At 60.8% G+C, this 20,316-nt stretch carries 21 protein-coding genes; 13 read left to right on the top strand and 8 right to left on the bottom strand.

Annotation, left to right across the window (positions count from 1 at the left end; translation table 11 throughout):
• Window position 1 precedes the first annotated feature (1 nt).
• Window positions 2-1,159, bottom strand: coding sequence for an efflux RND transporter periplasmic adaptor subunit (locus LOY36_RS21890; protein ID WP_258670925.1), 1,158 nt, complete (start codon window positions 1,157-1,159; stop codon window positions 2-4).
• Between the two features lie 264 nt (window positions 1,160-1,423).
• Between LOY36_RS21890 and emhR the strand changes: the two genes are divergently transcribed.
• The gene (gene emhR, locus LOY36_RS21885) at window positions 1,424-2,056 is read left to right on the top strand and encodes an efflux system transcriptional repressor EmhR (RefSeq protein WP_019647913.1); all 633 of its coding nucleotides are present in this window, start codon (window positions 1,424-1,426) and stop codon (window positions 2,054-2,056) included.
• 300 nt (window positions 2,057-2,356) lie between these two features.
• Here emhR and LOY36_RS21880 read toward each other — a convergent pair whose 3' ends face one another.
• From LOY36_RS21880 to LOY36_RS21870, 3 genes are read right to left on the bottom strand one after another with little or no spacing between them, the layout of a single operon-like run.
• The gene (locus LOY36_RS21880; RefSeq protein WP_019647914.1) at window positions 2,357-3,406 is read right to left on the bottom strand and encodes an alkene reductase; all 1,050 of its coding nucleotides are present in this window, start codon (window positions 3,404-3,406) and stop codon (window positions 2,357-2,359) included.
• 30 nt (window positions 3,407-3,436) lie between these two features.
• Window positions 3,437-4,603 carry an MFS transporter gene (locus tag LOY36_RS21875; RefSeq protein WP_019647915.1) on the bottom strand — a complete coding sequence of 389 codons (1,167 nt, stop codon included), beginning with the start codon at window positions 4,601-4,603 and terminating at the stop codon, window positions 3,437-3,439.
• Window positions 4,604-4,605: 2 nt separating this feature from the next.
• Window positions 4,606-4,926, bottom strand: a complete 321-nt coding sequence (locus tag LOY36_RS21870) for a helix-turn-helix transcriptional regulator (protein WP_019647916.1) — start codon at window positions 4,924-4,926, stop codon at window positions 4,606-4,608.
• A 171-nt stretch (window positions 4,927-5,097) separates the two neighbouring features.
• Between LOY36_RS21870 and LOY36_RS21865 the strand changes: the two genes are divergently transcribed.
• Window positions 5,098-5,670, top strand: a complete 573-nt coding sequence (locus LOY36_RS21865) for an ACP phosphodiesterase (RefSeq protein ID WP_019647917.1) — start codon at window positions 5,098-5,100, stop codon at window positions 5,668-5,670.
• Between the two features lie 81 nt (window positions 5,671-5,751).
• Here the strand turns inward: LOY36_RS21865 and LOY36_RS21860 are convergent, their stop codons facing one another.
• Both LOY36_RS21860 and olsB read right to left on the bottom strand, forming a co-directional pair.
• Window positions 5,752-6,546 carry a 1-acyl-sn-glycerol-3-phosphate acyltransferase gene (locus LOY36_RS21860; protein WP_258670918.1) on the bottom strand — a complete coding sequence of 265 codons (795 nt, stop codon included), beginning with the start codon at window positions 6,544-6,546 and terminating at the stop codon, window positions 5,752-5,754.
• A complete protein-coding gene (gene olsB, locus LOY36_RS21855) occupies window positions 6,546-7,301 on the bottom strand; it encodes an L-ornithine N(alpha)-acyltransferase (protein ID WP_007935781.1) in 756 nt (251 codons plus the stop codon). The genes LOY36_RS21860 and olsB overlap by 1 nt, the downstream gene beginning before the upstream one ends.
• Window positions 7,302-7,455: 154 nt before the next feature.
• Between olsB and LOY36_RS21850 the strand changes: the two genes are divergently transcribed.
• The 5 genes from LOY36_RS21850 (at window position 7,456) to LOY36_RS21830 (ending at window position 11,866) form a co-directional block, all read left to right on the top strand.
• Window positions 7,456-8,343 carry an acyl-CoA dehydrogenase family protein gene (locus tag LOY36_RS21850; RefSeq protein WP_258670916.1) on the top strand — a complete coding sequence of 296 codons (888 nt, stop codon included), beginning with the start codon at window positions 7,456-7,458 and terminating at the stop codon, window positions 8,341-8,343.
• Window positions 8,344-8,535: 192 nt separating this feature from the next.
• A complete protein-coding gene (locus LOY36_RS21845; RefSeq protein ID WP_258670914.1) occupies window positions 8,536-9,630 on the top strand; it encodes a serine hydrolase in 1,095 nt (364 codons plus the stop codon).
• A complete protein-coding gene (locus tag LOY36_RS21840) occupies window positions 9,627-9,956 on the top strand; it encodes an amidase (RefSeq protein WP_258670912.1) in 330 nt (109 codons plus the stop codon). Before LOY36_RS21845 ends, LOY36_RS21840 begins: the two co-directional genes overlap by 4 nt.
• A gap of 160 nt (window positions 9,957-10,116) precedes the next feature.
• Window positions 10,117-10,707, top strand: coding sequence for a YceI family protein (locus tag LOY36_RS21835; RefSeq protein ID WP_258670910.1), 591 nt, complete (start codon window positions 10,117-10,119; stop codon window positions 10,705-10,707).
• A 1-nt stretch (window position 10,708) separates the two neighbouring features.
• Entirely contained in the window at window positions 10,709-11,866 is a 1,158-nt protein-coding gene (locus tag LOY36_RS21830) for a phosphatidylserine/phosphatidylglycerophosphate/cardiolipin synthase family protein (RefSeq protein WP_018926849.1), read from the top strand.
• 87 nt (window positions 11,867-11,953) lie between these two features.
• Here LOY36_RS21830 and bglX read toward each other — a convergent pair whose 3' ends face one another.
• On the bottom strand, window positions 11,954-14,245 hold the full coding sequence (bglX, locus tag LOY36_RS21825) for a beta-glucosidase BglX (protein ID WP_019647924.1): 2,292 nt from the start codon (window positions 14,243-14,245) through the stop codon (window positions 11,954-11,956).
• 247 nt (window positions 14,246-14,492) lie between these two features.
• Here bglX and LOY36_RS21820 point away from each other — a divergent pair, with 247 nt between their 5' ends.
• From LOY36_RS21820 to LOY36_RS21805, 4 genes are all read left to right on the top strand, one after another.
• Window positions 14,493-15,104, top strand: coding sequence for a LemA family protein (locus LOY36_RS21820; RefSeq protein WP_258670907.1), 612 nt, complete (start codon window positions 14,493-14,495; stop codon window positions 15,102-15,104).
• A 44-nt stretch (window positions 15,105-15,148) separates the two neighbouring features.
• On the top strand, window positions 15,149-15,904 hold the full coding sequence (locus LOY36_RS21815) for a YgcG family protein (protein WP_258670905.1): 756 nt from the start codon (window positions 15,149-15,151) through the stop codon (window positions 15,902-15,904).
• A 48-nt stretch (window positions 15,905-15,952) separates the two neighbouring features.
• Entirely contained in the window at window positions 15,953-16,570 is a 618-nt protein-coding gene (locus LOY36_RS21810; RefSeq protein WP_018926845.1) for a TPM domain-containing protein, read from the top strand.
• A 273-nt stretch (window positions 16,571-16,843) separates the two neighbouring features.
• On the top strand, window positions 16,844-18,070 hold the full coding sequence (locus tag LOY36_RS21805) for an SAM-dependent methyltransferase (RefSeq protein ID WP_258670903.1): 1,227 nt from the start codon (window positions 16,844-16,846) through the stop codon (window positions 18,068-18,070).
• On the opposite strand, the gene LOY36_RS21800 is transcribed toward LOY36_RS21805, so the two are convergent.
• Window positions 18,060-18,974 (bottom strand): DMT family transporter, encoded by a 915-nt coding sequence (locus LOY36_RS21800; RefSeq protein ID WP_019647927.1) that lies wholly within the window; start codon window positions 18,972-18,974, stop codon window positions 18,060-18,062. The two genes, LOY36_RS21805 and LOY36_RS21800, sit on opposite strands and share 11 nt — an antisense overlap.
• A gap of 364 nt (window positions 18,975-19,338) precedes the next feature.
• Between LOY36_RS21800 and LOY36_RS21795 the strand changes: the two genes are divergently transcribed.
• Window positions 19,339-19,920, top strand: a complete 582-nt coding sequence (locus LOY36_RS21795; protein ID WP_018926842.1) for a DJ-1/PfpI family protein — start codon at window positions 19,339-19,341, stop codon at window positions 19,918-19,920.
• Window positions 19,921-19,934: 14 nt separating this feature from the next.
• Window positions 19,935-20,240, top strand: a complete 306-nt coding sequence (locus LOY36_RS21790) for a ribbon-helix-helix domain-containing protein (RefSeq protein ID WP_007935755.1) — start codon at window positions 19,935-19,937, stop codon at window positions 20,238-20,240.
• Window positions 20,241-20,316 lie beyond the last annotated feature (76 nt).

Below are 20,316 nucleotides of genomic sequence, written 5' to 3'. Positions count from 1 at the left end.
TTTACTCCCCTTTGCCGCCGACAGCGACTTTGGCTGCCTGTGCGGGGACCGGGCTCTTGGCGTTGACGTTGGTGGCTTCAGTGGCCTTGACTTCAACACCAGGTCTGACGAATTGCAGCCCTTCGGTGATCAGGCGATCGCCTGCCTTCAAGCCGTCTTCAATCAACCATTGGTTGCCGACAGTACGGCTGGCCTTGAGCTGACGCAGTTCGACCTTGTTGTCTGGCCCGACGACCAGCGCGGTCGGGGTGCCTTTGAGGTCGCGGGTCACGCCTTGTTGCGGCGCCAGAATCGCCGCGCTGTTCACGCCGGATTGCAACTGAGCGTGAACGAACATGCCTGGCAGCAGGGTGTGATCAGGGTTCGGGAACACCGCGCGCAGGGTCACGGAACCAGTGGTCTGGTCTACCGAGACTTCAGAGAACTCGAGCTTGCCGTCCACGGCGTACTGGCTGCCGTCTTCCAGGGTCAGCTTGACCGCGGCGGCGTTGTCGCCGGCCTTTTGCAGGCGACCGCTTTCCAGTTCGCGGCGCAGCTCAAGCAGCTCCACCGAGGACTGGGTCACGTCGACGTAGATCGGGTCCAGTTGCTGGATGACCGCCATGGCGTCGGTCTGGCCGCTGCTGACCAGTGCGCCTTCCGTCACCGACGAACGGCCGATGCGACCGGAGATCGGTGCGTAAACCTTGGTGTAGCGCACGTTGATCTGGGCGGTCTGCAGGGAGGCTTCCGATTGCAGGCGGTTGGCCAGTGCCGTGTCGTATTCCTGACGGCTGACGGCCTGTTCGTCGACCAGTTGCTTGTAGCGATCGGAGATCGACTTGGTCGAACGCAGGTTGGCTTCGGCGCTCTTCAGGGTCGCGTCATAGACCGACGGGTCGATCTGATACAGCTGCTGACCGGCCTTGACGTCGCCGCCTTCCTTGAACAGTCGCTTGAGAATGATGCCGTTGACCTGTGGGCGAACTTCGGCAATGCGGAACGCACTGGTGCGCCCCGGAAGTTCAGACGTCAGGGTGAAGGCTTGTGGTTGCAGGGTTACGACGCCGACCTGAGGGGTGGGTGCGGCAGGTGCCGCCTCTTCCTTTTTACATCCACTGAGCAGCGATGCCAGGGCGAGGGCAGTAACCAGAGCGGTAACAGCTGGCTTGAATTGCATGAAGATCCTCGGGTCAGGCGCGCAAGTTGCGCACAAGAAAGGTGGAAGGTTAAAAAATTTTACCGGGTGGATAAGTAGCTTGCTAAGGAATATACTTACATTCATGCTTGTTTGTAAATACCTTGGCGGCGTACCCACACCGTTACAAAAGCCGTCCAAAGATTTGAATTGTAGGCCTGGGACGAAGCCCGAAAGCGCTCGCCTCACTTCTATTCAGCGGATGTTCAGACATCGCTGAGGCACCCTGATTGAGGTTTTACTGCCATGGTCCGTCGCACCAAAGAGGAAGCTCAAGAAACCCGAAGCCAGATACTCGAAGCGGCAGAAAAAGCCTTTTTCGAGCGGGGCGTGGCACGCACGACGCTGGCGGATATCGCTACCCTGGCCGGGGTGACTCGCGGGGCTATCTACTGGCATTTCAGTAACAAGGCGGATCTGCTGCAGGCGATGCTCGATACCCTGCATGAGCCGCTGGATGAAATGGCCAAGGCCAGTGAAAGCGAAGACGAACTCGACCCGCTGGGCTGCATGCGCAAGTTGCTGATTCATTTGTTTCATCAAGTTGCACTGGACCCGAAAACCCGACGCATCAACGAGATTCTGTTTCATAAGTGCGAATTCACCGATGAAATGTGCGACCTGCGCCAGCAGCGCCGAACGGTCAGTCTCGATTGCAATGTGCGAATCGCGCTGGCCCTGAGTAATGCGGTGAATCGTGGGCAGTTACCGGAAAACCTCGACGCTGCCCGCGCGGCCATCAGCTTGCATGCCTACATCGATGGCATCCTGTATCAGTGGCTGTTGGCTCCCGACAGTTTTCAACTGCACATCGAAGCCGAGCGTTGGGTCGACACAGGTTTGGATATGCTGCGCTTGAGTCCCAGCCTGCGCAATTGAAACAAAATGCGTAATTGGATCCGTTTATGTCAAGGCATGACGCAGGGAATATCCCTGCTTCGCGCGCCTTTTTGCAATGGGATGCTTTTATATACGTACGTTCGCCAGGTTGATAGGTAGCGAGCTACGTATTTTGTAGGGATTTTGTGTCGAGTATGTGAATGAGTGTGAACGCCCCGGCTACAAGGGCGCCGAATAGCCGACCAAAGGCATCGCATTTGCCTCGGTGACCTTTGATCTTCCATACGCCAAAGCCCCGGCTCTTTCGAGTCGGGGCTTTTGCATTTCAACGGTCGAGGCTTACAGCGTCGGATAGTCGATATAACCGACCGGGCCCTTGCCGTAGAACAGTTCCGGGCGCGGCTCGTTCAGCGGTGCATCGGCCTTCAAACGCGCTGGCAGGTCCGGGTTGGCGATGAACGGCACACCAAACGCCACCGCGTCGGCCTTGCCACTGGCCAGCCACTCGTTGGCGCTGTCTTTGGTAAAACGCTCGTTGGCGATGTACGGGCCGCCGAAGGCTTCTTTCAATTGCGGGCCGAGGCTGTCGGCGCCTTCTTTTTCGCGCGAGCAGATGAACGCGATGCCGCGTTTGCCCAGTTCACGAGCGACGTAGGTGAAGGTCTCGGACAGGTTGTCGTCGCCCATGTCATGGGAATCGGCACGCGGTGACAGGTGCACGCCGACGCGGCCAGCGCCCCAGACTTCGATTGCGGCATCAGTCACCTCCAGCAACAGGCGCGCACGGTTTTCCAGGGAGCCGCCATAGTTATCGGTGCGCTGGTTGGTGCTGCTTTGCAGGAACTGGTCGAGCAGGTAACCGTTGGCGCCGTGGATTTCCACGCCGTCGAAACCGGCGGCCTTGGCATTCTCGGCCCCCACACGGTAAGCGTCGACGATGTCGGCGATTTCAGCGGTTTCCAGGGCGCGCGGGGTTGGGTAGTCGGCCAATGGACGAACCAGGCTGACATGGCCTTTAGGCTGGATGGCACTCGGTGCGACCGGTGCTTCGCCGTTCAGGTACGAAGGGTGGGAAACCCGACCCACGTGCCACAGTTGCAGGAAGATTTTGCCGCCCGCGCCGTGGATCGCTTTGGTCACGTTGCTCCAGCCGCGCACCTGGTCGTTGGACCAGATGCCGGGAGTGTCCGGGTAACCGACGCCCATCGGTGTGACTGACGTGGCCTCGCTGAGGATCAGGCCGGCAGAAGCACGCTGTACGTAGTACTCGGCCATCAGCGCGTTCGGCACACGGCCTTCATCGGCGCGGCAGCGGGTCAGCGGCGCCATGATGATGCGGTTGGCCAACTCGAGGTCGCCCAGTTTGATCGGATCGAAAATAGTCGTCATGAAATACAACCCTCGTGAGTGATTAGTTAATCAGTTAGTAACAGGGGCCAGTTCGGCATCGCCGCTCTGACGGAAAGTAATCAGGGTCACCAGCAGGGCGAGCACCGCCAGTGCGGCTGCCGCGAGTGGCACGCGAGTCAGGCCGAAGCCATGGGCGATGACGCTGCCGCCGACCCAGGCACCGAGTGCGTTGCCGACGTTGAAGGCGCCGATGTTCAGGGTCGATACCAGGTTCGGTGCCGCCTTGCCGAAGGTCACCACGTTGACTTGCAGTGCCGGCACGGCGGCAAAGCACGCGGTGGCCCAGAGGAACAGGGTGATTTCGGTCGGGATCAGGGCCACGCTGGTCCAGGTCAGCACGGTGGAGACCACCGCCATGGTGATGAACACGCCGATCAGCGTCGCCGCCATGCCTTTGTCAGCCAGCTTGCCGCCGATGATGTTGCCGACTGTCAGGCCCAGGCCGATGAGCACCAGGGTCCAGGTCACTCCACGCGGGGAAACACCGGTGACTTCGCCCAGCAGGGGAGCGACATAAGTGAACAAGGTGAAGACCGACGCGGCGAACAGGGCGGTCATGCTCAACGACAACCAGATACCGGCCCCCTTGAGGGCGCGCAGTTCGGCGCGCATATCGAGTTTCTCTTCATCGCGCTTGGCTGGCAGGAAGCGGATCAGGCCGATCAGCGCAATCACACCGATCACGGTCACTGCCCAGAAGGTCGAACGCCAGCCAGCTTCCTGACCGAGCGCGGTGCCCAGTGGTACGCCGAGGACGTTGGCCAAGGTCAGGCCGGTGAACATCAGGGCTACGGCCGACGCACGTTTGTTGGCCGGCACCAGGCCTGCCGCCACCACCGAGCCGATGCCGAAGAACGCGCCATGGCACAAGGCGGTGACTACACGGGCAAACATCAGGACGTTGTAGTCACTGGCCAGGGCGCAGAGCAGGTTGCCGATGATGAAAATCCCCATCAACGCTACCAATGCGGCCTTGCGCGGCAGCCTGGCGGTGGCCAGTGCCATGAACGGCGCACCGATGGCCACGCCCAGGGCGTAACCGGTCACCAGCCAGCCGGCGCCGGGGATCGACACGCCTAGGTCCGCCGCCACATCGGGCAGCAAGCCCATGATGACGAACTCGGTGGTGCCGATGGCGAAGGCGCTCAAGGCCAGAATGAGTAGCGAGAGGGGCATTATCAGTTCCTTGTCGGAGCGCTGAGCTCTTTGACGATGGCGTCGAGGAACGCCTGAATCACGTCCTCGTTGCGTTTGAAGAAGTGCCATTGACCGGCTTTCTGGCTGCTGATCAGTCCCGCCCGTTGCAATGTCGCCAGGTGGGCGGAGACGGTCGACTGCGACAGGCCGCAGCGTTGATCGATCTGTCCGGCGCAAATGCCGTACTCATGGTTGTGGATCTGTTCCGGGAACTGGACCTTGGGGTCTTTCAGCCAGATGAGGATGTCTCGGCGTACCGGGTGTGCCAGGGCTTTTATTATTTCGTCGAGGTCGAGGTTCATGGCTTGGGACTCGTGATGAGTAAAACGTTATATCGCGATGGGGCGAACTTTAAATCGGTATTTCGCGATATACCAATATGATTTCGGTCTGATGACTGCGTAAATCGGTATATCGGGTTATAACGATATGATGTATGTAAAGACAAGTATGGGCAGTGCTAAGCTGCGCGGATGAACTATCTCGCACATCTGCACCTCGGTGGCCAACGCCCCGGTCAAATGCTCGGCAGTCTGTATGGCGATTTCGTCAAGGGACGGCTGCAAGGGCAGTTCGATCCAGAGATCGAAGCGGCCATCCAGTTGCATCGCAGCATTGATGTCTTTACCGACCGTCATCCGTTGGTGGATGTCTCGTTGTCACGGTTTTCCATCACGCGCAGGCGTTATGCGGGGATCGTGCTCGATGTGTTTTTCGACCACTGCCTGGCGCGGGACTGGGCGCTGTACGCCGACCGTCCGCTGGGGCAATTCACCTCGGATGTTTACCGGGTGCTGCTGGCCGAGCCGCAGTTGCCGGAGCGCCTGGCGAAGATTGCGCCGCACATGGTGGCCAATGACTGGTTGGGGGCTTATCAGGAGTTCGAAGTGCTTGAGCAGGTGCTGCGGGGGATTTCACGCAGACTGACGCGACCCGAGGAGCTGGCCGCGGCAATGCAAGAGTTGCGGCGGTTGTATGAACCGTTGAGCGAGGATTTCCGGTTGTTCTATCCGCAGCTTCAGGATTTTGTGGCGCGTCGAGTGTAGAAAAGATCGCAGCCTTCGGCAGCTCCTACAGAGGTACGCCATTCCAATGTAGGAGCTGCCGAAGGCTGCGATCTTTTTCTATCAGGCAGCGATCAGCTCACCGGTACGCCGCGGCTCGGCAGGTTTCGCGACTTCACCAAACAACGCCTTCTGCACCGCCTGCTGTGCTTCGAATGCCAGCGCCGCGCGTTCCCGGTCCTGGCAAGCGATCGGCTTGAGCAGATGAATCTCCACCTCACCCCGATCATTGGCGAACAGGCGCATCAGGTGTGACAGCAAATCATCATCGCCAATGAACGGTGCCAGGGTATCCAGCTCGCCGTTGCGCAGATAACGAATCGCCACCGGTTGCAGCGCCACTTCGGAATCGATCGCCGCTGACAGCAAACGACCATGAAACGTGCGCAGCGAACGCCCATCGGTGGTGGTGCCTTCCGGGAACATCAGCAGCGGGTGTTCCTGTTCCAGATGGCGAGTCATCTGTTTGCGGATCAACTGACTGTCGCCTGAACCACGGCGAATGAACAGGCTGCCAGCCTTGGCCGCCAACCAGCCCGCCACCGGCCAGGTGCGCACTTCAGCCTTGGACAGGAACGACAGCGGCGTGAGCATGCCCAGCAGCGGAATGTCGGTCCAGGACACATGGTTGCTGACCCAGAGCATCGGCGCCTTCGGCAATTGACCATGGACGGTGACATGAAAGGGCAGGGCATTGCTCAGCCGCGCCATGAAAAACCGCGACCAGCGCTGGCGACGGACCATCGAATGGGCAATCCCCAGTCGTTCGAACGCGCCGAACACACTGGCCATGCTCAAGCCCAGCGCCACCACCATCAGCACTCGCGCAATTCGCGCGTACACCCGCAAGCGGCTCATTACACAGCCGCCTTGAAGTGCTTGGCGTAACGCGGGCAGAGCTCGTCGCGCTTGAGCAGGATGAACACGTCGGCCACCTGGAAGTCTTCGTCCCAGCACGGCTCGCCGCAGATTTTCGCGCCCAGGCGCATGTAGGCCTTGAGCAGCGGAGGCATTTCGGCGATGACGTTCGATGGAATGTCCAGCGTCGGCAATGGCTTCTTCGGCTCGGCCCGCAGGTGTTCGGTGCACAGGTAACGTTCGCGCAGGCGTTGCATGATCGCGTGGGCCTGGATGCCGCCGTCCTGCATTGGAATGCTCGCGCACCCCATCAAATAGCTGTAGCCGCCCTGGTTCAGCACTTCGGCCAGTTCACCCCAGAGCACGGCGATGGTGCCGCCGTTGCGGTAGGCCGGGTCGACACAGGTGCGACCGATTTCCAGGATCGGGCCTTTCAGATGGATCAGGCCATGCAGGCTGAATTCTTCTTCGCTGTAGAACTTGCCCAGGCTGCTGGCGGCTGTGTGGTCGAGCAAACGAGTGGTCGCCACCAAGCGCCCGGTGTTCAAGTCACGCACGCCGATGTGGGCGCAGTGAACATCATAGTCATCCATGTCCAGACCCAATTCCGCGCCTTTCAGCCTGGCGTTGAATTCGCCGCTGAACACGTTGAAGCGCAAGGCCTGGGCTTCCTGCAGTGCCTCGGCGCCCACCAGGCGTTCGGCTTGCAGGCGGCGTTCATTGCCGGTGTCGCTGATGCGGGCGATCTGAGTCATTGCGAATCTCCGTACGGGCTGGCCACCCGTCTTGGGTTGCAGCCGATCGACTTTCTTTATGCAGCCGTGTTGTGCAAAGTCAGGCTATGTAGCCCCGGTGTCATCGCCATGAAGCTTTGGTGATGCTTATATGACAGCCCACAAGGAGCCTCTTATGCCCTGGCAAACCCTGTTGAACCGCAGCGATCGCCTGCCCGCCGATACCGACCTTGGCGAAGGCTTCGCGACCTTGTTGCACCGCTTGGGCACGGTCACCCCGTTCGAATTGGCGGTGAACGGCGGACGGCTGATGGCGACTCCGGGGTTGGCGTTTCTGGTGGGGTATCAGGCGGCGTTGCGCATGCTCTGGCCGAGCGCGCCGCTGAGCCTCGGTGCGTTGTGCGCGACCGAACAGCGCAGTTTGCGGGTGGCGGACATGCAGACCCGGCTGCGGGATCTGCGTCTGAGCGGACGCAAGGATTTCGTCACCGCCGGCGATGCCGCCGACTGGCTGCTGGTCGCCGCTCGCAGCGAAGAGCCAGGCAGCGACCCGCGCCTGAGTCTGGCGGTGGTTTACCCCGGCGAACCAGGCGTGCGTCTGGAGAAACTCGCGCCGTTGCCGTTGATGCCCGAGATCAGCCACGGTCGGCTGTTTCTCGACAACGCGCTGTGCGAATTGCTGGCGGGGGACGGCTGGGATGCTTACGTCAAACCGTTCCGCACCCTGGAAGACATTTATGTGCTGAGTGCGATGACCGCGTGGCTGTTCGGCATCGGCCAGGACAACGACTGGCCGCACACCTTGCAACTGCGTTTGCTGGCGCTGCTGGCCGGGTGCGCGGAAGTCAGCCGCCAGGCGCCGAACAATCCGGCCGGGCATGTGTTGCTGGGCGGTTTGTTTGCACAGTTCGATGGGCTCAAGGCTGAAGTGAATCAGGCCATGACCGATGGCCCGCCCCAATGGGCGGCGGTGTGGCAGCGCGATCAGGCCGTGATGGATCTGGCGGCAGGGGCGCGGGGCAAGCGGTTGGCCAAGGCGTTGATGGGATCTTCGTTAGGGTGACGGGCCTCGCCGGATTCTGACGTTCCCCCGTAGGAGCTGCCGAAGGCTGCGATCCTTTGATCTTGATCTTTTCGAAACCGCTGAAGATCAAAAGATCGCAGCCTTCGGCAGCTCCTACAGTGACCGTGTTTAGCGTGAGACTGTCATGTATTTCGACTAGCGTGAGCAGATCTGTCTCCCGGGCACCCCACCATGTTCAAAGGCTTGTCCCTGACGTTCATCCTGCTGTTCAGCTTCACGGCCCAGGCCGAAAGCTGGCCGGCCGAGCAATGGTTGCCCGGCCCGACAGTCACCGGCCCGGCCGTTCAAGCCCTGGAAAACTACGCTTTCCCACTCCGCAACGACACCACCCGCGAGGGCATCCGCACCGATGCCTTGCTGGTGATCCATGACGGCCAACTCGTCTACGAGCGCTACGCCGGCCCGACCCGTGCCAACACCCCGCACCTGACCTGGTCGATCAGCAAAAGCCTGATGGCCACGGTGCTCGGCGTGGCTTATGGCGAAGGTCTGTTCAACTTGCAGGACCCGGTGGTGCAGTTCTATCCAGCGCTGGAAAAACACCCCGCCATGACCATGGCCGACTTGCTGCATTGGGCCTCGGGCCTGGATTGGCAGGAAGACTATGAGTACGCACCGTTGAAGTCCTCGGTGGTGGCCATGCTCTACACCCGAGGTCATCGCGACATGGCCGCGTTTACCGCCGACCACGACGCGTACGCCAGACCCGGTCAGGCCTTCCGCTACTCCAGTGGCGACAGCAACCTGCTTTCCGCTGCGTTGAAAAACATCGTCGGTCCCGCCCGTTATCCGGATTATCCGTGGACCGCATTGTTCGAACCCCTGGGCATTCGCGGCGCGGTTTGGGAAGCGGATGCCACGGGGACATTTGTCGCTTCGTCCTATGCCTACCTCACCGCCCGGGACCTGGCACGGGTCGGCCTGTTGATGGCGCGCGACGGTCGCTGGCGCGAGCGGCAGCTGCTGCCCAAGGCGTGGGTCGACTTCAGCCGTGAGCCGTTCGCCCACTACCGAGCCAACCAGGATGAAGCGGTGCCCGGCGGCCATTGGTGGCTCAATCGAGCGGTGGACGGTGCAGCACAACCCTGGCCCGATGCACCCGTCGACACCTTCGCTGCGCTGGGCCATTGGGGCCAGGCGATGTACGTGATTCCCAGCGTAAAGCTGGTGATCGTCCGCTACGGCGATGATCGCGATGGAAGTTACCGGCATAACGAACTGCTCAAACTCGCGCTCAAGGCGTTTGCCATGAAGGTGCAGCCATGAGCCGTCGCAGTTTCATTCGCCGTCGGCCGATCAGCGCATTGTTGCTGGTGCTGCTGATCGCTTTGCTCGGCTGGGGCTGGCAGGAACGTGTGGCGTTGTGGGCTTTTCCCGACATCATCAGCGCTTACACCGCCAAGGAGTACTGCTCGTGCCGGTATGTGATGAACAATCCGGCGGCGTATTGCCAGGGTTATGTGAAGCAGTATTTACCCACCAGCGGGTTCATCGATGATGCCGCGAGCAAGCGGGTGACGGTCGGCGGTATGGGGCGCAGCAATAGCGCCGCTTGGGTTGGCGAGCGGCAGGGATGTCGGTTGATCCCTTGAAAAGATCGCAGCCTTCGGCAGCTCCTACATTGACCGAGTGAAAACCCGATCCTGTAGGAGCTGCCGAAGGCTGCGATCTTTTGATCTTTTGATCTGCGCGGTTTGCAATGCGCCCACGGACAGTTAAGGTTCGCTCAGGTTTATCTGCCCCCGAGTTTCTATGTTCAAGCGGTTCGTCTACAAAACCCTCGCTTCCCTGCTGCTGGCCGGTGTCACCGTGTCGGCCCAGGCCAATTGGTATCTGGACGGCGAGTCCTCGCGGCTGTCGTTTGTCAGCACCAAAAACGCCAACATCTCCGAAGTGCAGCGCTTTCTGGTGCTGCATGGCAAGGTCGACCCCAAGGGGCTGGCCGAGGTGGAAGTCGAGCTGGAGTCGGTTAATAGTGGCATTCCGCTGCGTGACGAACGCATGCGCAAGGAACTGTTCCAGATCCAGACGTTTCCCGAAGCGCTGATCACCACGCAGATCGATTTGCGGCCAATCAACGACCTGGCGCCCGGTGCGCAACTGGAACTGCGCTTGCCGGTGACCGTCAACCTGCATGGCAAGCAACACCAATACAACGCCGAACTGCTGGCGACCCGTCTCGATGACCGGCGCTTTCAAGTGGTGACCCTCAAGCCTTTGGTGATCAGCGCCGAAGATTTCGACCTGGCCCCAGGCCTGGAAAGCTTGCGCAAGCTCGCCGGTTTGTCGGCCATCAGTCTGTCGGTACCGGTGGGTGCGGTGCTGATTTTCACGGCGCGCTGAAATGCGTGGTGCAATTTTTCCGTGGCGCGAAGGCAATCGCTTCGAACTGCTGATCGACGGCCCGCAGTTTTTCCCGCGCATGCTGGTGGCGATTGCCCGCGCCGAAGAACAAGTCGAGCTGGAGCTGTACCTGGTGGAGGCAGGGGCCTGCGCCGAGGCGATGGTTCAGGCGCTGGTCCAGGCGGCCGAGCGTGGCGTGCGGGTACGCTGTCTGTTCGATGACTATGGCAGCCTGGCCTTCACCCTGACTTTGCGTCAGCGCCTGATGGCCGCCGGGGTCGAGTTGCGTTTTTACAATCGGCTGAGCTGGCGACGCTGGGTGGGCAACTTCTATCGCGATCACCGCAAGTTGCTGCTGGTGGATCAATCCCTGGCGGTCGTCGGTGGCACCGGGGTCACCGATGAGTTCTGGTCACCGGGCGAAGACACCTGCGAATGGCACGAAGTGATGGTGGAAATCACCGGTCCCCTGGTGATCGACTGGCAATTGCTGTTCGACCGCCAATGGATCGCCAACCGCTATCGGCGCGCCTGGAAACCCGTTTCGCACTTCGGTTTACCGCGCCTGCCGCGAGTGCCGGTGATGGGCGAGGGCATGGGCCGGGTCGCTTATGCCGACGCACGCCAGCACCGGGACATTCTGCAATCGCTGATTCGCGCGCTGAACAGCGGCAAACAGCGAATCTGGCTGGCCACGCCGTATTTTCTGCCAACCTGGAAAGTCCGCCGCTCGCTGCGTCGGGCGGCGAATCGGGGCGTCGATGTGCGTCTGCTGCTGACCGGGCCGCGTACCGATCACCCGTCGGTGCGCTACGCCGGGCATCGCTACTACCCGCGACTGCTCAGGGCCGGGGTGAAGATCTTCGAATACCAGCCGTGTTTCCTGCACCTGAAAATGGTGTTGATCGACGATTGGGTGAGCATCGGCTCATGTAATTTCGATCACTGGAATCTGCGCTTCAATCTGGAGGCCAACCTCGAAGCCCTGGACCCCGGGCTGACCCGGGCGGTGGCGGCGAGTTTCGAGAATGACTTTGCCTTGAGCCAGGAGGTCAGTCTTGAGGCGTGGAAGCGCCGACCGTTGTGGCGGCGGGTCAAGCAAAGGGTATGGGGATGGGTGGATCGGGTGGTGGTGAATCTGCTGGATCGGCGGGGGTAGGTTCTTCAGGATCAAAAGATCGCAGCCTTCGGCAGCTCCTACACAGGTTAGCTGCCGAAGGCTGCGATCTTTTGCTTTCAAACGGGGTTACAGCAACTCAAAGCTCTGCTGCGTCACGTCCTGGGAGTCCAGGCCGATCTCCACGTTGAACTTGCCTGGTTCCGCAGCGTACTTGAGCTGGGCGTTGTAGAACTTCAGGTCATCCTCGGTGATGGTGAAGTGCACGACTTTCTGTTCGCCGGCCTTGAGCAGCACTTTCTGGAAGTTCTTCAATTCCTTGACCGGGCGGATCATCGAACCGGTCACGTCCTGGATGTACAACTGCACCACGGTTTCACCATCACGCTTGCCGGTGTTCTTCACCACGACGCTGGCATCGAGCTTGCCGGTCTTGTTCAGCGTGGTCGACGACAGCGCCATGTCGGTCAGGCTGAACTGGGTGTAGCTCAGGCCGTAGCCGAACGGGAACAGCGGCCCGGTGGTGTCTTCGAAATACTGCGAGGTGTAGTTGCCCGGTTTGCCCGGGGTGAACGGCCGGCCAATGCTCAGGTGGTTGTAGTAGGTCGGAATCTGACCCACCGAACGCGGAATGGTGATCGGCAGTTTGCCCGACGGGTTGTAGTCGCCGAACAGCACGTCAGCGATGGCGTTGCCGCCTTCGGTGCCGCTGAACCAGGTTTCCAGAATCGCGTCAGCCTGCTCTTTCTCTTCGAGAATCGACAGCGGACGGCCGTTCATCAATACCAGCACCAGCGGTTTGCCGGTGGCTTTCAACGCCCTGATCAGCTCGCGCTGGTTGCTCGGGATATTCAGATCGGTGCGGCTCGACGATTCGTGGGACATGCCACGGGATTCGCCCACCGCAGCCACTACCACATCAGCATCCTTGGCGGCTTTTACCGCTTCGTCGATCAACACGTTGGCCGGGCGCGGATCATCCACCACTTCCGGTGCGTCGAAGTTGAGGAAGTTCAGGTAATCGAGGATTTTCTTGTCGTCGGTGATGTTCGCGCCACGGGCGTAGATCAGCGTCGATTGCGCGCCGAGTGCGTGGGTCATGCCGTCGAACAGAGTGACCGATTGCGCAGGACGGCCAGCGGCGGCCCAGCTGCCCATCATGTCGATCGGAGCCTTGGCCAGTGGGCCGACCAGGGCGATTTTTGCGGTTTTCTTCAATGGCAGGGTGTCGCCCTGGTTCTTCAGCAGCACCAGGCTGCGGCGCGCGACATCACGGGCCTCGGCGCGGTGCAGGCGGCTTTCGGCGTAGGTGTCGGCCGGGTCATCCTCGGCCTTGCCGATGCGCAGGTACGGGTCTTTGAACAAGCCCATGTCGTATTTGGCGGCGAGCACTTCGCGCACGGCGTTGTCGATGTCTTTCTGTTCGATCTCGCCGGATTTGAGCAGCCCCGGCAGCTCTTTGCCGTAGAGCGTGTCGTTCATGCTCATGTCGATGCCGGCCTTGATCGCCAGCTTCGCCGCTTCACGACCGTCGCGGGCGACGCCGTGTTTGATCAGCTCGAAAATCGCCCCGTGGTCGCTGACCGCCAGGCCCTTGAAGCCCCATTCCTTGCGCAGCAGGTCGTTCATCAGCCAGGTGTTGGCGGTGGCCGGCACGCCGTTGATCGAGTTCAGCGCAACCATCACCCCGCCGGCACCGGCGTCGATGGCGGCGCGGTACGGCGGCAGGTAATCCTGGTACATCTTGACCGGGCTCATGTCGACGACGTTGTAGTCGCGACCGCCCTCGACCGCGCCGTACAAGGCAAAATGCTTGACGCTGGCCATGATGCTGTCGGCCGCGTTCGCACCGCTGCCCTGGAAGGCCTTGACCATCACACCGGCGATTCGCGAAACCAGGTAAGTGTCTTCACCAAAGCCTTCGGAGGTGCGGCCCCAGCGTGGGTCGCGGGAGATGTCGACCATCGGCGCGAAAGTGATGTCGAGGCTGTCAGCCGCGGCTTCCTGGGCGGCGATGCGCCCGGAGCGGCCAATGGCGTCCATGTCCCAGCTCGAGGCCAGGGCCAGGGGGATCGGGAAAATGGTCCGGTGGCCGTGGATCACGTCGTAGGCGAAGAACATCGGGATCTTCAACCGGCTGCGCATGGCCGCGTCCTGCATCGGACGGTTTTCGGCGCGGGTGATCGAGTTGAATGTGCCACCGATATTACCGGCCGCGATTTCCTTGCGGATCAGCTCCCGAGGCATTTCCGGGCCGATGCTGATCAGGCGCAACTGGCCGATTTTTTCATCGAGGGTCATTTGTTTCATCAGGTGGCTGATGAAGGCGTCCTTGTTCTCTATCGGTGCGGGCGTCGTGGCGGCCAATACAGTATGACTGGCCAGGCTGACGAACAGGCCCAGCAAACACAGCTTCTTCATGAATGTTCTTCTCAAAAGGCCCAAGCGGCAGTGAATACGCGCCGGTCAGCCAAAATTTTGGGAGCGACTATTGTTGTTTGGGTGTTGCTTAGAAAAATGCAGCACACTTCTTACTGTTTTTCCGCTGGGCATCTTTTAGCCCATTGGCTCGATGCAATCCAGTAGCGGCGCAGATTATGCCCCAAGAGCCGGGGTCAAAGTTCGCCGGTTGTTTTATCAACGTAGTGTGCAAGGGAGCATCAACCAGATGAATGTACGACACCCCTATCGGTCGAGCCTGCAGGTTGCAGCCTTGATGTTGCTGACCACACTGCTGGCGGGTTGCGGCATCAACACGATCCCGACCCTCGACGAACAGGCCAAGGCTGCCTGGGGCCAGGTACAGAACCAGTACCAGCGTCGCGCCGACTTGATCCCCAATCTGGTGGAGACCGTCAAGGGTTATGCCCGGCATGAGGAAGAAACCCTGACCGCCGTGGTCGAAGCCCGGGCCAAGGCGACGTCGATTCAGGTGGATGCCAGCACGCTGGACAATCCGGAAAAACTCAAACAGTTCCAGCAGGCGCAGGATCAGCTGACCGGCGCGCTGAGTCGGTTGATGGTGGTGTCCGAGCGCTATCCGGACCTCAAGGCCAACCAGAACTTCCTGGCGCTGCAATCACAACTCGAAGGCACCGAGAACCGCATCGCCGTGGCGCGTCGCGACTTCATCCTCGCGGTGCAGAAATACAATACCGAGCTTCGCACCTTCCCCGGTCGCTTGTGGCACACCGTGATGTACAGCGATTTGCCGATCCGCGAAACTTTCGAGGCCACCAGCCCCGGTGCCGAGAAAGCGCCTGAAGTGAAGTTCCAGTAGGCGCCGGACCGGGGTTTGAAGTGCCACCAAGGATGAGGTTGCCAATGCGCGTGATGAAAGTGGGCCTGATGCTGTTGCTCTGGGTCTTTGCCCTGTCGGCCCAGGCCGGGTTGAAGTTTCCGGAACTGACCGGACGGGTGGTGGACAACGCCCAAATGATCGAGCCAGCGGTCCGCGAGCAGCTGGTTCAGCAGCTTAATGCCCACGAGAAATCCACCGGCGAGCAGTTGGTGGTGGTCACGTTGCCGGACCTGCAGGGCGCCGACATCGCGGATTTCGGTTATCAACTGGGACGCTACTGGGGCATTGGCCAGAAGGACAAGAACAACGGCGCGCTGCTGATTGTCGCGCGTGCCGAGCGAAAATTGCGGATCGAAGTCGGTTATGGCCTGGAAGATCGCCTGACCGATGCGCAGAGTTCGGTGATCATCAATCAGGTGATCACGCCGGCATTCAAGGCCGGCAATTTCAGCAAGGGCATCAGCGATGGCGTTTCGGCGATGCTGGTGGTGCTGGGGGGCAATCCGCTGAACGAGCCGTCGACGGTGTATGAGCCGCGTGGCAATCAGGAGAGCGATTTCGTTGCGCGGCATCCGGGGGTATTCGTGTTCCTGGTGCTGCTGTTTATCCTGACGATCTTCGTCGGCCAGATGTTCGGTATTCTGCCGAGCGGAGGCGGGGGAGGCCGGGGCCGTTCGGGAGGTTTCGGCGGTGGAGGTTTTGGCGGCGGTGGCGGTGGCGGGGGCTTCAGTGGCGGCGGGGGCAGTTTCGGCGGCGGTGGTTCGTCGGGCGGCTGGTGATGACACGGCAGGAAACACAACAACAATAGCGAGCAGGCATTCATAAACATGGCATTACTGACTGAACACGAACAACGCAAAGTCGCCGAGGCGATTGCCCGGGTCGAGCGCGATACCGACGCCGAACTGGTGACGGTGCTTGCGGCCCGCGCCGACGACTATGCGTATATCCCGCTGCTCTGGGCCAGCCTGTTGGCGCTGGTGGTGCCGGGTATCGTGCATTACCTGACCGGTTGGCTGACCATGCACAGTTTGTTGCTGGTGCAATGGGTCAGCTTCATCGTGTTGTGCCTGGTGTTCCGGATTCCGAAAGTCACCACGCGCCTGATCCCGCGCTCGGTCCGTCACTGGCGTGCGTCGAACCTGGCGCGTCGGCAGTTCCTGGAGCAGAACCTGCACCACACCGTGGGCGGCACCGGCATGCTGATTTTTGTCTCCGAGGCCGAGCGCTATGTGGAGATTCTGGTGGATGAAGGGATTTCAAAACGGCTGGACAACAAGAATTGGGACGCGATTGTGGCGACGTTTACCCAGCAGGTGAAGCAGGGGCAGACGTTGCAGGGGTTTGTGACGTGCATCGAGGCGTGCGGCGAGTTGCTCAAGGTGCACGTGCCGGTGACCCAGGTGCGCAATGAATTGCCGAATCGGTTGGTGGTGTTGAGCTAAAAACCAGATCCCGGCAATGACGCGTTCTTGTAGCAGCTGGCGCAGCCTGCGTTCGGCTCGGGCCGCGTTCGGACGAAGCAGTCGCTAATTCGCCTGGATACGGTCTATCTGATACACCGCGTATTTTGATTTTACGACTGCTGCGCAGCCGAACGCAGGCTGCGCCAGCTGCTACGGATCGCACCGTTTGGTAAATAACTGCGTGTCCCGAACGGCCATCCCCCCTAAAATACCCGCCATTCCCCGATTCGCACCGCCCGAGGCCGTTTTTCCATGTCTGTCACCGCCACTCCCGCCAGCCTCGCGCCGGATCACCACGCCCAATTCATCGACCTGCTGCAAACCAGCCTCGACGCCAACGCCTTCATCAAACTGGTGCTGGCCAAGTACGTTGGTGGCGAAGCGGACTTGCAGCGGTTGATCATCAAGCAGCTGACGGTCAAGGATCAGCCGTGCCTGTCCTTCGTCTACCGCTACAAGACCCGCGACATCACCAAGAACCTGCCGATTGCCGAAGGTGTGGCGACCATTGCCGCGCTGTTGCCGGCATCGTTCAAAAATGCGCATTTACTGTCACTGACCGACGAAGCCCAGCTCGAATACAGCAAAAAGGGAAAATCTTCGCTGTTTAAGAGCAAACCACAGCAATTGCGCGAAGTGCCGTCCGCCGAGCACAACCGCGAGAAGAACCGCTTCCTCGACCTGAACCGGCCGTTCCTCAAAGACCTCGGCGTGACCAACGCCCAGCATGAGCTGATCCCGGCGATGTCGCGCAAGTGGAAGCAGATCAACAAGTTCATCGAAGTCTTCAGCCATGCGCTGACCTCCTCGCCGCTGGCGCTGGACAAACCGGTGCGGGTGGCGGATTTCGGCTCGGGCAAGGGTTACCTGACGTTCGCGATCCATGACTACCTGCGCAACACCCTGAAAGCCGAGGGTGAGGTGACCGGCGTCGAGCTGCGCGAAGACATGGTCACACTGTGCAACAGCGCGGCGGCGAAGCTGGAGCATCCGGGGCTGGTGTTCAAATGCGGTGACGTGCGCAGCGTGGCGCCGAGCGAGCTGGATGTGATGATCGCGTTGCATGCCTGCGACATCGCCACCGACTATGCGATTCACACCGGCATCCGTTCCGGCGCTGCGATCATCATGTGCTCGCCGTGCTGCCACAAGCAGATCCGCCTGCAGATCCAGAGCCCGGCGCTGCTCAAGCCGATGCTGCAATACGGCCTGCACCTGGGCCAGCAGGCGGAAATGGTCACCGACAGTTTGCGTGCGTTGTTCCTGGAAGCCTGCGGCTACGAGACCAAGGTGTTCGAGTTCATCTCACTGGACCACACCAACAAGAACAAGATGATTCTGGCGGTCAAACGCGCCGAGCCGGTGGACCCGGCTCAGTTGTTGGTGAAGATTCAGGAGCTGAAGGACTTCTACCACATCAGCGAGCATTGCCTGGAAACCCTGCTGCGGGCTGACGGGTTCCTGGTCGCTAAGGCTTGAGCTGAACCCCCGCCGGTAACGTGCCCGGTTGCGCCGGGCGCACTGCGGTCTTGCGCCCCAACATCACTGTCACGATCACCCCGGCCGCAAACAGCCAGGTAATCGGCTCGACGTGCTCACCGAAGAACAACGCCGAAAACGCGATGGTGAAGAAGATCTGCAGCAACTGGATCTGACTGACCCGGGCAATGCCGCCCATGGCCAGCCCGGCGTACCAGGCAAAGAAGCCGATGAACTGCGAAAACAGCGAGACATAACCGAAGGCCCACCAGGTCCTGGCCGAAATCTCGCCCTGATGTTGCAGTGCCAGGTACAACACCGGCCCGATCAGCAGCGGCGTCGACAGCACCAGCGCCCAGCAGATCACCTGCCAGCCGCCCATCTCCTTGGCCAACCGGCCGCCTTCGGCATAACCCAACCCGCCCACGGCAATCGCCCCGAGCATCAGCAAGTCACCGGCCTGAATGCTGCCGGCGCCGCTGATCAGCGCATAACCGAGCACCAGCGCACTGCCCAGCGCAGCGCAGGCCCAGAAGGCTTTCGACGGGCGCTCATGGGACAGCCACGCGGCATACAGCGCCACGCACAGCGGTTGCAAACCGTTGACCAGTGCGCCGTGGGAGGCGGGCAGTGTCTGCATGGCCCAGGCCGACAGCACCGGGAAGCCGAGGATGACCCCGGCGATCACCAGTGTCAGGCCTTTGACCTGTTTCCAGGTGGGCCATTTTTCCCGGCGCCACAGCAATAACAGCGCTGCCGGAATCGCCGCGAACAGCGCCCGGCCCAAGCCGTTGAGCAGCGGATGGAGTTCCTGCACGACGATCCGTGTGAAGGGTAGGGTCAGGCTGAAGATAACGACGCCGAGCAGGCCGAGGGCCATGCCGGTGTTTTCGCGCGAGGACATGATGGATGACCAGAATTCAGGGTGGCGGGAAGTTTCTTTATCTAGCCATAAACCTGAGGCTTTCCGCTGTTACAGCTGGGTGCAGAGTTATCCGTACAGTTAAGCGCGGTCCCTGTGGCGAGGGAGCTTGTCGGATCGCCGCACCGTCCCGTTCGGCTGCGCAGCAGTCGCAAAACCAGAGACCATCGATTGATTGACGAAGCCGGTAGGGCCGCTTCGCGCCCCAGCGGGAGCAAGCTCCCTCGCCACAAAAAGCCAATCCAGTTCATATCGTTCGTAGTAGTCGGTTATTACCCGACCCGCCGGATAAGGACTACCTTGAATACTCCTGCAGGCCCACGCATTTTCCAGAGGAGTCCTCCCCATGGCTGCTAAAAAAATTCTGATGCTGGTCGGCGATTACGTCGAAGACTATGAAGTGATGGTGCCCTTCCAGGCGCTGCTGATGGTCGGCCACACGGTGCATGCCGTTTGCCCGGACAAAACCGCCGGTCAGACCGTGCGCACGGCGATCCATGACTTCGAAGGCGACCAGACCTACAGCGAAAAACCCGGTCACCTGTTTGCCCTGAACTTTGATTTCACCAAGGTCGATGCGGCGGACTACGACGCGCTGCTGATCCCGGGCGGTCGTGCGCCGGAGTACCTGCGCCTGAACGAAAAAGTCCTGGCGCTGGTGCAAGCGTTCGACAAGGCTGGCAAACCGATCGCCGCCGTATGTCACGGCGCGCAATTGCTGGCCGCCGCCGGTATTCTTGAAGGTCGCGAGTGCAGCGCCTACCCGGCCTGTGCCCCGGAAGTGCGCCTGGCTGGCGGCACGTACATCGATATCCCGGTGACGGAAGGCCACGTTCAAGGCAATCTGGCCACAGCCCCGGCCTGGCCGGCGCACCCGAGCTGGCTGGCCGGTTTTCTCGGGTTGCTGGGCACCAAAATCACGCTGTAACGAGGGACCTGTCCATGTGCGAGCTCTACGTCAAGGCTGATCCGATTCTCTACGAGTCGCGCTCCCGCTCGCTGCGCATCTGCGGGGTGGTCACCACCCTGCGGCTGGAGAATCAGTTCTGGGATATCCTCAGCGAAATCGCCGAGGTCGACGGCATGACCACCAATCAGTTGATCGCCAAACTGTATGAAGAGGTGATGGACTACCGCGGCGAGGTGGTGAATTTCGCCTCGTTCTTGCGGGTCAGCTGCATGCGCTATTTGAGCCAGCGCCGGGTGCAGGCACCTGAGTTGTCGGTGGTGCGGGCGGTGGTGAAGTAGGGCGGTTTTTGTATCGATCCGACTTGCCCGCGAAGAGGCCGATACAGGCGACAGAAAACCTGGCTTGGTCTTTACT

Source organism: Pseudomonas sp. B21-019 (assembly GCF_024749225.1).
Classification (GTDB): Bacteria; Pseudomonadota; Gammaproteobacteria; order Pseudomonadales; family Pseudomonadaceae; genus Aquipseudomonas.
This window is presented reverse-complemented; position numbering and strand designations above follow the sequence as displayed.